This window comes from Leptospira wolbachii serovar Codice str. CDC (assembly GCF_000332515.2).
Lineage (GTDB): Bacteria > Spirochaetota > Leptospiria > Leptospirales > Leptospiraceae > Leptospira_A > Leptospira_A wolbachii.
In genome coordinates this window covers 579,395-592,635 of the sequence record NZ_AOGZ02000014.1, presented here as the reverse complement: position 1 = coordinate 592,635, position 13,241 = coordinate 579,395, and the positions used below count along the sequence as shown (strand labels likewise).

Sequence of the window (13,241 nt, the reverse complement as noted above, 5' to 3'; positions counted from 1 at the left end):
ATGAGAAATATTTTTTTGTTAGTTTTCGTTTTTTCCATGTATGGATGTGCATTCGTGGAAACAAACGTTTGTTCTACTGGGTTTACTTTTCCCGAAGTTGGAAACATAACTTCAGCTTTAGAGTGTCCGAAAGAGAAAAAACTTTGTGATGATGGTTCATGTTTTGCCTTACTTGGGTTGCATCAATCAGAACGATTCCCTTGGGAATACGAAGAAGGAGAGGAACTTTCTGGCGGAAAGGCAATGACTAGTTTTGTAACTGATGCACGTGCCTTTCTTCAGTTTGGAAAAAATTCTCCTTTAACAACCATTTCGGATTTCACAGTGGGACAAGCGGTTTTTGAAGTTCCATGGGCACCAGGCCAGTCGTCCACTTTGCCTGACCGCGATGGGCTTGGTCCTTTTTTTCATACCAACTCTTGTTTAGGATGTCATGCGGGAAATGGAAGAGTATTGGAAGATGATGGAGATCGATTGGTTTCCACCTTGGTTCGATTAGGTGTTGGTAGTAAGGGGAATGATCCAGAACCTGTTTATGGAACACAATTTCAACCGAATTCTATTGCTGGTGTTACTGCTGAGGGAAATGTACATATAGAATATGATATTATCGCTGGTAATTTTAACGATGGTTTACCTTATTCACTTCGAAAACCGAAATTAGTATTTAGCGCACTTGGTTATGGTGCCTTTGCATCTGATCACAAAACATCGATTAGAATCACACAACAAGTCATTGGACTTGGGTTATTGGAAGCAGTTTCGGAGGATCAAATCCTCTCTTTTGCTGATCCAGGTGATTTAGATGGAGATGGAATCTCTGGTAGAGCCAATTCTATTTTTGATCTCTCTGGAAGTGGAAAGTTGATGGGTCGATTTGGTTGGAAGGCAAATGCACCAAATCTCAAACGTCAGAACTCTGCCGCTTTTTCGGGTGACATTGGGATTTCTAGCCCTATGTTTTTTAACGAAAACTGCAGTGCAAATCAGACGGCATGTTCCAATGCAGTAGGTGGTGGTAACCCGGAAGTTTCGGAAGAGAAAATCGTGGCCATTACAAAGTATATGCAACTGGTTGCCGTACCAGTTCGGCGGAACGCAAAAGTGGAAGGAATTTTGGCAGGAAAAAAACAATTTTTCTTTGCCGGGTGTAACAAATGTCATACGCAAAAAATGGTAACCTCTAATAATGCAGCCTATACCCAACTTTCTAATCAGACGATTCGCCCTTACACCGATTTACTTTTGCACGATATGGGAGAAGGTTTGTCGGATGGAAAGGGAGATGGATTGGCCACGGAAAGCGAATGGAGGACTGCCCCACTTTGGGGAATTGGATTATTGGAAACTGTCAATGTGAAGGCCAGGTATTTGCACGATGGAAGAGCGAGGACACTGGAAGAAGCGATCCTTTGGCATGGGGGAGAAGCAGAGAAAAGTAAAAACTATTTTCTTGCTTTAAGTGAATCCGAAAGAAATAGTCTCGTTCGTTTTTTACAATCTTTGTAAGGATCTATATTAAAAAATATATGGGCGGAATCGAGAGAAAAAAAATCGATCGATTCTTTTGAATTAAAACTTGTAGGCAGATTTTTAAATTTATAAATTTGTCTGGCATGCAAAAGTATTTGTTTTTGGTTCCTTTTTTTTTCGCCCTTACTCTCATTTTAAATTGTGATCCCGTTCCCCCGAAGGAAGATTCAGGTTCCACAGAGGAAATTGTGTCAGAAGAACAAACCACAAAAGAACTGTTGGAAAACCTGAATTCTACTGATTCCTTTACTCGCTCCCAAGCGGCAGTACAGTTGGGGAGTCGGGAAGAAAGATCAGCCATACCTAAATTAAAAAAACTTTTATCTGATAAGGAACCTGGGGTTCGAGCAGGTGCTGCCATTGCGCTTGGAGACCTAAAGGACAAATCGTCTGCTACGGCAATTGCCAATTTGATGTGGTCCGATACCGAAAATCCAAAGGATGTTTATTTGGATGCGCTGACTCGTTTGAAAGATCCATCAGTGGGAAACCGAATTTATCCTTTGTTAGATGATGCAAATGCAACCCTTCGCTTACAAGTTGTGGATGCCTTGGTACAAATTGGTGCCAACGCAGTCGGTTCTCAAATTTTAAATTTAGCATCGAAAAATAAAGATCGGGAAAAAGACAAAACCTACGCCATGGCACTTGGAAAACTAAAAATTTCGGCGTCTGAATCTTATTTACTCCGACTCACTCAAACACAAGACGAATCTCCAACCCTTGCAGCGGCATACCTTGCTCTTGGAAGAATCAAAGCAAAAAAGGCAAATGATGTACTTGTGAAAGCACTAAACCTTCCTTACAGTAAAGGAAAAGAAAATGCATCGATGGCTCTGATTGAAATTGGGAATCCATCAGTTGTTCCCAAAGTATTCCAAGCCTTACAGTCAAATGACCCAGAAACCAAACTCTATGTTACAGATGTCCTCTGTTCGATTCCATCCAAAGAAGCGGCAGAGTTAGCCTTCGGGTTGTTAAATGGAAAGGATACAAAAAACTGGGGGAGTGCCGCAAAGATTGTTGGCCGCCAAAGGTTTAAAGAAGCAAGACTTCGCATTGAAGAGTTATTAGAAAAAGAATCCACTCCAGAACGAGATAGTTTTGCAGAAGCTCTCGGTTGGATTGGTGATAAAACTTCAGTTCCCGTACTTAGAAAGGTTTTATTGTCAGGTGCGAAAGAGGGACCTTATGGTTCTGCTTGGGCCCTCGGAATTCTTGGTGCCAAAGAAGCCGTTCCTGATTTGATCAAGGCTTTGGACATGGGAGATGCAAAACTTATGGTTTATGCTTTGGAAGCCCTTGGTTCGATTGCGGATCCATCGAGTTTGCCTAAACTAAAAGAACTACTTTCCGAAAGACCCAAAATGGCTCCGCAAATTCTATCCACAGTGGCTTTGATTCCCACAGAAGAAGCCCGCCTCATCATCGAAGAAGCAACAAAGTCTAAGGATGCGGACGTATACCGGCCCGCTATGGAAGAAATTGCCAAACGCAAAGATAAAAAATCCATTCCTCTTTTATTGACATTTGCTAACGGAGATGATTCCGAAAAACGTAAACTTAGCTACTATGCATTAACCGCTGTAACAGGGCAAAAGTTTCGTACAGCAAAGGATTGGAATCATTGGGCGAAGGGAAAATTATAATTTTTAGGAATGGTTTTGTTTTGTAACAATTAGGATCGCATGAAGGAATATTATAGATCGTTAGTGTTATACTTTTGTTTAGCATATCTGGTCTCTTGGACCATTTGGCTTCCTTTGTATTTGCCAAAGTTTGGGATTCATTTTTTACCTGTATTGCCTTTTCATCATGCATGGGGAGCATTTGGGCCCTTGTCTGCTGCGTTTATTTTAAACAAACTAGAACATGGAAATGTTGGTGTAAAAAATTTACTTTTACGAATGTTTCAGTGGAAGGTGCATTGGTTTTGGTATTTGATAGCGGTTTTTAGTCCCTTCCTACTTCTTTTATTAGCAACCATCATCAATTATTTTATGAACTCAAAGTTTAGTTTCGATGGATTAGGAATGAGTAGCGAGTTCCCTCAGTTTGGTTTTGTTTCCTTCTTTTTATACAATACCATTGTCTATGGATTTGGGGAAGAAACCGGATGGAGGGGATACGCCTTACCGAAGTTACAAAAAAATTGGAATGCATTTTATTCAACTGTGATCCTTACCTTTTTATGGGCTTTGTGGCATGCTCCGCTTTTTTTGTATAGACCTGGTTTTATGGCAATGGAGTTATTTGGAATCATAGGATGGTTTATGTCCTTGTTTACCGGTGCCATTCTTTTGACCTGGCTTTATAATTCTTCACGCGGAAGTATCTTAATGGTGGCTCTCTTTCACGGAACCATCGATATCGTATTTACTTCTGACTCTATCGACACAAACATTATGAACATTACTGGTTTCTTGTTGGTTGTTTTTGCAGTTTTCGTCCTAGGATTCACAGGTTTTGAAAATTTATCGAAGGCCCAGAAACAGACGAATTCATAAGCTATTGCTAATTTAGAATTATTATTTAGAAATTCGTTTCGAAAAATAGAATACATTGAATGATAAATATCTGTAAAAAGGGAATTTATGAAAAAAATACCAACGTTATACGAATGGGCAGGCGATATAAAAACTTTTGATGTTTTGTTCACTCAGTTTTATGACAAAGTTTTGAAAGACGAATTACTCGGGAATGTGTTCGGAAATATGTCACCGGAACATATCCAACATGTATCGCATTTTGTCGCAGAGGTTTTTGGAGGCGGTCCATTTTATACTTCTAATGATGGGGGAAGCCATTCTCTTATGATCGGAAAACACATTGGCAAAATGTTAACGGAAGAGATGAGGCAACGTTGGGTTCATCTACTTTTACAAACTGCTGATGAAGTTGGTCTCAAAAGTGATCCTGAGTTTCGTTCTGCATTTGTTGGATACGTAGAATGGGGGACAAGGCTTGCCGTCATTAATTCACAGCTTATCGACAATCCCATGGATACAAACGAACCTATGCCCCAATGGGGATGGGGGGAGACGGGTGGTCCCTATCTACCAAACTAAATTATACTTTGCAGCTGTATCTTTATGCAACAAAAGATATATGATTTCTATCGGGAAATTACTCTTCATTACGAAAAACTGACTTAAGGAAAAAACTTATTCTTGTCTTGAGTCAGTTGAGTGGACACCGTAAAATCAGTTCGAAAAAAGGGAGATGACCATGGCCGTTGCAAAAAAGAAATCTAGTTCGAAAAAGCCAAATCCTGGTGTGAAAAAAGTGGAATATATTGGTTCGCCTACTCAAAGCATCACTCCCTTTCTGATGTTCAATGCGAACATCGAAGAAGTTGCCAAATTCTATAAATCCATTTTCAAAAAATCTAAATTTCTAGTCGTGAATCCCACACAGGCGGAATTCATTTTGAATGGGCAAAAGTTTTTTGCCTTTAATGGAGGACCTGGGTTTCAATTCAGTTGGGGTGTCTCTTTTATGATTAGCGTTGAGACACAAAAGGAAGTCGATTATTACTGGAATGGTCTTCTTGCTGACGGTGGTAAAGAAAGTATGTGCGGTTGGCTACAGGACAAATTTGGTATGTGGTGGCAGGTCACACCAAAAATCCTTTTGCAACTGATTTCGCATCCAGACCCAGAAAAGGCAGAACGAGCCCAAGAAGCAATGCTGAAGATGCGTAAAATTGACATCGCTGCATTAAAAGCAGCGGTCGCTTAACTTATACTCATTCCCAATCAGGAAATGGATCTTCGAGAGATGCCCAACCTTCCGGCCCAGCTTTGTATTCATTATCATTTAGCAGGCATTTGTCGAGAGAGGCTCGGATTTTTTTCTCATCCATATCTCTTCCAATGAGAACAATCTCTTGGCGTCTGTCTCCCCAGGGTTCCAACCAATGGGCTTGCAGATTTTCTAACACATCGGGATCATCCGGAATGTCCTCATCAGGAATGCTTGCCCACCAATACCCTTCTGGTTTATAGGATGATAAGTTCCCGGCTTGGGAGTAGAGTAGAACCCAGTCCATTTTACTTGCAAGCCAAACAAACCCTTTAGCTCGAACCACACCGGGTTTTTCAGAATGTAACCACTGATAAAATCTTTCTGGATGCATGGGGCGTCTGTTTCCATACACAAAACTTTTGATTCCATATTCTTCTGTTTCGGGTGTATGTTCTCCGCGGAGTTCCTTTAGCCATAAAGGAGACTGGCTTGCTTTATCAAAATCAAACCGACCCGTATTTAAAACTTTTGCCAAAGGAACTTTGCTGTAATCTGTTGTGATGATCTCAGCCTCTGCATTTAAGGATCGTAAAATGGTCAGGAGACGATTCTTTTTTTCTTCTGACAACAGACTGATTTTGTTTACTATGATGGTATCGCTAAACTCAACTTGGTCCACAAGTAAGTCCACAATGTCCCTTTCATCTTCCTCTCCGGCACCTAATTCCCGTTCGCTTAGAGAGTCTAGGCTTTGAAAGTCTTTTAAAAAATTTACGGCATCCACAACCGTAATCATAGAATCCAATCGGACAAGATCAGACAAACTCACACCCGATTCGTCAGCAAAGGTAAATGTCTCAGCGATGGGTAGAGGTTCGGAAATTCCAGTGGATTCAATAAGGATGGAATCATACTTTCCATCTTTGGCAAGTTTGGTGATCTCAATGAGTAGGTCTTCGCGAAGTGTGCAACAAATGCAACCATTCGACATTTCTACTAATTTTTCATTGGTACGACTTAAGCTGCCGCCGGAAGCAACAAGCCGCGCATCGATATTGATTTCGCTCATATCGTTTACGATGACGGCCACGCGTAATCCTTCTCTGTTGGAAAGGATGTGGTTTAAGAGGGTAGTTTTCCCGGCTCCTAAAAAACCAGAGAGCACGGTCACAGGTATTTTTTCTGTCATAGGATTTCCTTAATGCAATATAGTTGCATTTGTTTCGGGAGAGAAATCCTGTCAATAATTAAACGCAATTTTGTTGCATTTGCTGGCTGGGTTTAAACTAGGACTTTACCCCAAAAAGATGAGGAAATCCTTGCATTCTATGAACTAAGTTCAAATTCTTTCGATATGCAATTGGATCCCTACTACCTGAAGGCCACAAAGACCATCAATTCTATCCGTTCTACACTTCTTGTGATTTTTATTTTAGGAATTCTCGGGAGTTTGGGTTCTCTCCATAAAGACCAACTCATTATGATGCTCTTCACCACTTTCTTTTATGGAATGGTAGCACTTACACAATTTATCCTTTTAAAAAAAGGGAAAGACCCGCATGCTTTTTGGTTTGTTTTTATAGATATCATTCTCATCGGTTCTAATACTTGGGGACAAAGCATCATTGATCTGGATATTGCTTCTTCTGCCTTAAAGGATGGAGTAAACTATATCATCTCCTTTTTTATTTTACTTTATTCTGGGTTTCTCTTTTCCTCCCGCCAAACCTATGTTTTGGGAGGAATGCTTGTTTTTGTACAAATTGGTTCCTTAGTTCTTTCTGGGATTGCGGGTATGGAATATGTGGATCGAAATGATACACATAAACTTGCTTATGCGATTTCTTTACCTGTAGAAATTGTAAAAGTATTTTTTCTTGTGATGGCCTCCGTTGCAATCGCCAAAATGGTAGGACTCTTAACTTCCATTCGTGATGAAGCTGTTCGCGGAAAAAACACTTCAGAAGAACATTCAAAAGTAATGGAAAAACAAAAAGAAGCCATGGTGGAGACGGGAGAAAGTTTGAACCAATCTGTGGCATCCCTCAAATTATTTGCCGATGATTTGAATGGCCTTGTCCAAAACCAAGCGGCTTCCATTGAAGAAATCTCCGCTTCCTTAACTGAGATTTCGCAATCCACAGAGAATTCTGTTTCCTTTGTCAAAGACCAATACAATCGAATTGAAACATTAAATGAAGAAAGCCAAACCTTAGAGGGAATTGTAAAATCAGTGCGCGTTGAGATTGATACCATTTCTTCGCAAATTAATGAATCTTCTCACTTTAGTAATTTGGTGACAAACTCCATGGAAAACTTAAATTCTATTTTGAGCGAAGTGAGTTCCAGTTTTCAAAAGGTAGAAGACGTAAACCAAATTATGAAAGAGATTGCTGACCAAACCAATTTGCTTGCTCTTAATGCATCCATTGAAGCGGCAAGAGCAGGGGAACATGGTCGTGGGTTTGCTGTTGTGGCCCAAGAGGTTGCTAAACTTGCAGACAATTCAGCATCAAACGCTAGTATCATTTCAAAGACCATTCTCAAATCAAAATCGGATTTACTAAAAGGAAATACTTCGGCGAAAGAAGCAAATGAACTAGCTCAGAACCAACAAAAGGAAATGACAAATATCCAAAATAAGGTCATTCATTTTAATGAGAAGTTTGTCGACTTGCAAAGATTAAATGCTAGAGTTGTAGAATCACAAAAAGAATTAAAAGAGCTTTCTTCTCAACTGGAAACGATTGCTAATGAACAGTCACTGGGAAACCAGGAAGTGATGCGGGCAGCACAAAGTATAGAAGATGCCGTTCAAGTGGTGGCAGAGAATACTAGAGTTCTTGCCGAACATATTGAGGACATCCAAACTCTCGCCAACCGGATCCGTTAGTCCTTGTCTAACACCATTAACTTAACAAGCCCAGGTTTCGTTCAGAGGGGAAGGTGGGAAAATTATTTGTAATTCTTTTCCCTAGTTTGATCTTTGAGTGAAAGTCCTGCTTAAGGAGCGACTGTATGATTTCCAATAACTATTTTAACGATAACGATGACCTTATTGATCATTTTGATTCTCTTACCCCTTGGAACGAGGTGGTAGACCAATACGAACAAGGTTTCGAAGACTTTGCAGAATACCAAAAATCGGGAAAGGAAGAACTCGCCTTTGCTCCCGGAAACTATGAAGATGCCATTGAATTTTACCGATCCACTTTAGAAGCCGGTGGGGATATTGCCGGAAACGATATCTCTCAAATTTCTAAACAAATGGACGAAGAGGGACTCAAATACAAAGACGGGCAAGTCGGATTTCCAAAAGTAATGTTGGATGTGGTTGAAAAAATCAAATCGGCGGGCCTACTTCCTTACGGAATCCACAGACATTATGGTGGGCTTGGTCTTCCTTCTGTCGTACAATCGATGTTATCTGAATGTGTATCTCGGGGAGATGGATCTCTTGCGATCACTCTGGGATGTATGAACCTCGCAGAAACAGTAGAACGATTTGGAACAGAAGAAATGATTCATGAATTTGTTCCTAAGATGGCTGCCGGTGAACTTTGTGGGGCTATGGCACTCACAGAACCAAACTACGGATCTGACCTGCCTAACTTACAAACCAAAGCAATCAAAGGCGAAGATGGAACTTGGAAGATCACAGGAACGAAACGTTTCATCACTCATGCTTGTGGATTTGGATCAGCACCTTCTATTATTTTAACACTCGCAAGAACAGGAACCACAACTAGTGGAGCCCGCGGACTTTCTTTCTTTTTAGTTCACTCTAAAGATGTATTTGTTGCATCCATTGAAAAGAAAATGGGACTTCATTGTTCTCCGACTTGTGAAGTGGTTTTTGAAAACAGCCCAGGAACTCTTATTGGGGAAGAAGGGAAAGGCCTTGTAAAATACTCTATGGCCATGATGAACCAAGCTCGCCTCAATATTGCTGCGCAAGCTATGGGAATTGCTACTGCTGCTTACTTCGAAGGAAAAAAGTATGCAGAAGAAAGAGTTCAATTTGGTAAAACTATAAACAACATCACAGCAGTGAAAAAGATGTTGGAAAGAATGGAACGAGAAGTGGCTGCGATGCGTTGTATTTTATATGAAGCAAGTTACGCTGTGGATCAGTATCGTTGGAAAGAAGAACGAGGAAAGATGAAAGGCCTCGCAGAGAAGGAAATCAAAAAAGACGAAACCTTCAAAAAGTGGGAAAAACTTGCCTCACTTTTCACACCACTTTCTAAATACTACATCACAGAAATGGCAAACCTTGTTGCTTATGATTCGATGCAAATCCATGGCGGATCGGGTTACACGGAAGATTATGATGTAGCACGTTTGTATCGTGATGTGCGAATCACCAATATTTACGAAGGAACCACGCAACTCCAAACCGTTGCTTGTATTGGTGGAATTGTTTCTGGAATGACAGAAACGGGAATCTACCGTGAATACTTGAAATCGGAAATGGCAACGTTTGCTTCCAGCCAAGGTTTAAACGACCTATTCAAACAATTTGAATCGGTTGTGGCAGAGTTTGCGGAAATTGATTCCACACCACTTCGAGAAGAGTTGGCTTTTGAAGTGGTTGAATCGGCAGCACGTTTCCACAATAGTTTGTTACTCGAAAGAAGTATTGGCCGCTCTAAGGTAGAAAGAAGAAACTATCGTAAGTCTATCACTGACGCCTACATCCTTGACAGTTCTGCTATTCTTGCAGCGAACCTAACAAAGATTCGTGGAAAGAAAAAAGCTCCCGTCACTGCATAAACCAGTAGATCCTTCTCCTCTTCTTCCCTGTTACGCTTGTTTTATGGGAGAAGGAGAGGGACCTGAATCTTCGAACCAACCTGACACTCGGATCTCTTCTCCCTTTTCCTGGAGGGGAGATTCTTATCCCTCCATTCTGGATTCGGAAACACCCGACCACTTAAGTCGGATTCGTGATTTAGGAATTCCTTATATCTTTGATATCCACACTCATTTTTTTCCTGAGACTGTGATGAAACTGATTTGGCGTTGGTTTGACAATGTGAACTGGGCCATAGGCTACAGACTGCCCGAAGCGGAAAGGGTGGAGCGCCTCCATCATAATGGGATCCAACGTTTCACCACTCTGAACTATGCACATAAAACTGGTATGGCTTCTTCTTTAAATGATTGGACCTATACCAATTATAAGAATTGGAAAGGGGCGATTCCCTTTGGGACTTTTTATCCAGAAGAGGGTGTCCTTGCCTATGTAAAGAAAGCTGTAGAAGAATATGGATTCCTTGGTTTTAAACTCCACTGCGAAGTCTCCAAACTCAATTTGAGCCGGCCAGAACTGGCTGATACCTTTCTCTATTTGCAAGAGAAACAAATTCCTATTCTCATTCATTCAGGAACCGCACCACTTCCAGGTGAGTTCACAGGAATCGAGTTCTTCAAACCATTCCTAGAAACCTATCCAAAGTTAAAAGTCATTGTAGCTCACATGGGAGCAAGTGAGATATCCGCCTATGCTTCGTTACTTGATACTTATCCCAATTTGGGCCTTGATACCACAATGGTCTTTGTGGACTTCCTTGCGACTGGGAAAGCGGAGGATATAGACAGATCTGTTTCCTATTTAGAAACCTACAAAGACCAAATTTATTTTGGATCGGATTTTCCTAACATCCCTTACAACCTAAACCATCCCATCACTCGTTTTTTGGATTTACCGATCAGCGACTCGGCCAAACAAAAAATTCTCCACCAAAACGCAGAAAACCTATTTTTTAAATGAAACGTGGTTGCATTTGCAACAGTGTTGCAAATGATTGTTCCACAGAGGTATTTATGAAATTTGCTAAACTTTTCTTTTTTTCTACCATCCTTCTCTCTGTAATGAATTGTGCTGAACTCTTTCAGTCAAAAAAAAAGAAGGATAACACCAACGCGTTGTTAGCTGCATTATTTGTTGCCCCTGGCTGCGGTTCTACTGCGGTCTCCGACGCTTCAGGAAATGGAACACGGTATACTTTTACGGGATGTTCTGGCGATGTTGCTACCACACTACGAGCCTTTGGTTTTACCGCCAATGGGGTCACCTTTGGCGGTGGATTACAAGGAACAAGTGCTGGATCAACAATTGTAACGAATGCTTCTAGTCTTTCTGCAACGGGAAATGACTCTAAAGCGGGAATAGAAATTACTTACATCATGAACCAAGAGGATTCTACAGTGGATGCTATGATCCAAACCACCCCTAGTTTTGGCGGTCCAGGAGTGCAATTGTCTCCTACTGTAGCGCAATGGTTGGATGGAGCGGTTGCGGCTCCTTTCCTTACAACTCCTAGTAGTCCTTGGAGTTCTTCTGTCGGAGTTCCTAAAACTGTCTGTTTGGAAGTGCATAAGGAAAATTCCAATGGTCATATTTTTGGATGGTCTATTCCATGTAATTTAGCAAATCGTTCCACTTATGAATTTGAACAAGAAGATGCAACGATTACTGGTGGTATTACGGATGGACGTATTGGCGTAAAAATCAATAAGGCTGTAATCCAATCAATCACCATTTATACATCCGTGCTTGGATTAAATAATTCGATTCAGTAGAGACTAAATAAAAGAACGTGAAACAGAAATATCGTTTTTCTAAAATCCAAATGGGGGGAATTTTTCTCTCCCTCTTGTTATCAGCTTTTCTTTTTGCCCAGTCCTCAACTTGGGAAAAGGAACTGGATGACTCTGACTCGACTAACAAGAAGAATACGAATCCTGGCTCTAAATCTAATGTTTCTAGTTCTGATTGGGAAGCGGATTTAGAGAAGGATTTACAAGACCAAGAGAAACGAGAAAAGGGAACAGAAGGCAGTCGAGGTATTTCTTCTCCTGTCCAGTCAAACCAGCAGATCAACAGGTCTGCACAAAACTTGATGATGGATGCTTACGCCGCCATTGACATTGTGGGTGCTTGGGATCGGAACAAACCCCGAGGCACTGGAGAGAGGATCGACAACCAACTAGACATTCGCACCGCCGAATTCGGGTTTAACGGGGCAGTGGACCAGTGGATGCGCGGAACTTTTGTGGGAGCAGCCCACGGCGAAAACGGTAAATACAATTTTGAAGTCCACGAGGCTTGGGTTCAGTTTCCTTTTTTACCTTTTAATACCTCTCTCAAAGCAGGGCAGATGTTTATTGATGTGGGCCGGTTGAATAAAATCCATGCCCATGATCGTGCCTTCACGATGACCCCCATTGTTCATGAAAAATTTATCGGTTGGGAATCAGCAATAGATACTGGGGCCGAGTTCAGTATTCTTTTTCCTTGGAAGTTTATCACACAAGAACTTGTGTTAGGTGCAACTAATGGAAGAAAGTGGGGTCACTCTCACGATGGCGGGACACAAAAAAATAATCCTTTAATGTATGCCCATTTAAAACATTTTTATTATTTTGGTAACAACTGGGGAACCCAATTTGGATTTTCTGGAATTCGATTTGAACCTACGACAGAAAGAAAAAACCAAAGGTTACTTTATGGGATGGATGCCGTGTTACGTTGGAACCGTTCTAACTTAAGTGAAATTATGTTAATGGGAGAAGGTTGGTACCAACAAGAAGTTTTTCCTTCTAACATGGATCCAGTTACATTTCAAAAGTTTAAATCTCCAACTAAGGACCAATGGGGAGCATACGCATTTTTGGATTTTAAATTCCATCAATTATGGTCTGTTGGAGTTAGGTATGACTATTTTACAGATAAGTCCCTTGTTGATAAAAATGGGGATCCTGCTAAAAATGCCATTGAGGCGCAGTCATTACAGATGACATTTCATAGTTCTGAATTTGGAAAGGTGAGAGGGTCTGTGGAAAGAAGATTTATCCAAGACTACTCACGAACTTCTCAGGAAGAAACGAGAGAGTATCGTTTTTATATCCAAACAGTTGCAGTTCTTGGCTCTCATCCAGCCCATAGTTATTAA

11 protein-coding genes are annotated in these 13,241 nt (G+C 40.9%); 10 read left to right on the top strand and 1 reads right to left on the bottom strand.

Annotated elements, in window-relative coordinates; translation table 11 throughout:
* The 5 genes from LEP1GSC195_RS08310 (at position 1) to LEP1GSC195_RS08290 (ending at position 5,274) form a co-directional block, all read left to right on the top strand.
* The gene (locus LEP1GSC195_RS08310) at positions 1-1,509 is read left to right on the top strand and encodes a di-heme oxidoreductase family protein (RefSeq protein WP_040506569.1); all 1,509 of its coding nucleotides are present in this window, start codon (positions 1-3) and stop codon (positions 1,507-1,509) included.
* 107 nt (positions 1,510-1,616) lie between these two features.
* Positions 1,617-3,182, top strand: coding sequence for a HEAT repeat domain-containing protein (locus LEP1GSC195_RS08305; RefSeq protein ID WP_015680927.1), 1,566 nt, complete (start codon positions 1,617-1,619; stop codon positions 3,180-3,182).
* Positions 3,183-3,221: 39 nt separating this feature from the next.
* Positions 3,222-4,040, top strand: coding sequence for a type II CAAX endopeptidase family protein (locus tag LEP1GSC195_RS08300; protein ID WP_040506567.1), 819 nt, complete (start codon positions 3,222-3,224; stop codon positions 4,038-4,040).
* A gap of 87 nt (positions 4,041-4,127) precedes the next feature.
* Positions 4,128-4,601 carry a group II truncated hemoglobin gene (locus LEP1GSC195_RS08295; RefSeq protein WP_015682073.1) on the top strand — a complete coding sequence of 158 codons (474 nt, stop codon included), beginning with the start codon at positions 4,128-4,130 and terminating at the stop codon, positions 4,599-4,601.
* Between the two features lie 160 nt (positions 4,602-4,761).
* Positions 4,762-5,274, top strand: coding sequence for a VOC family protein (locus LEP1GSC195_RS08290; RefSeq protein ID WP_015682604.1), 513 nt, complete (start codon positions 4,762-4,764; stop codon positions 5,272-5,274).
* A gap of 7 nt (positions 5,275-5,281) precedes the next feature.
* On the opposite strand, the gene zigA is transcribed toward LEP1GSC195_RS08290, so the two are convergent.
* A complete protein-coding gene (gene zigA / locus LEP1GSC195_RS08285; RefSeq protein WP_015680737.1) occupies positions 5,282-6,469 on the bottom strand; it encodes a zinc metallochaperone GTPase ZigA in 1,188 nt (395 codons plus the stop codon).
* Positions 6,470-6,634: 165 nt separating this feature from the next.
* Here zigA and LEP1GSC195_RS08280 point away from each other — a divergent pair, with 165 nt between their 5' ends.
* The 5 genes from LEP1GSC195_RS08280 (at position 6,635) to LEP1GSC195_RS08260 (ending at position 13,241) form a co-directional block, all read left to right on the top strand.
* Positions 6,635-8,173 (top strand): methyl-accepting chemotaxis protein, encoded by a 1,539-nt coding sequence (locus LEP1GSC195_RS08280; protein ID WP_015681250.1) that lies wholly within the window; start codon positions 6,635-6,637, stop codon positions 8,171-8,173.
* A gap of 125 nt (positions 8,174-8,298) precedes the next feature.
* Positions 8,299-10,056: an acyl-CoA dehydrogenase family protein gene (locus tag LEP1GSC195_RS08275; RefSeq protein WP_015681570.1), complete on the top strand. Its 1,758-nt coding sequence runs from the start codon at positions 8,299-8,301 to the stop codon at positions 10,054-10,056.
* A 43-nt stretch (positions 10,057-10,099) separates the two neighbouring features.
* Positions 10,100-11,056: an amidohydrolase family protein gene (locus LEP1GSC195_RS08270; RefSeq protein ID WP_015682224.1), complete on the top strand. Its 957-nt coding sequence runs from the start codon at positions 10,100-10,102 to the stop codon at positions 11,054-11,056.
* 53 nt (positions 11,057-11,109) lie between these two features.
* On the top strand, positions 11,110-11,868 hold the full coding sequence (locus tag LEP1GSC195_RS08265; RefSeq protein ID WP_015682637.1) for a hypothetical protein: 759 nt from the start codon (positions 11,110-11,112) through the stop codon (positions 11,866-11,868).
* A 17-nt stretch (positions 11,869-11,885) separates the two neighbouring features.
* Positions 11,886-13,241, top strand: a complete 1,356-nt coding sequence (locus LEP1GSC195_RS08260; RefSeq protein WP_015682084.1) for a TonB-dependent receptor — start codon at positions 11,886-11,888, stop codon at positions 13,239-13,241.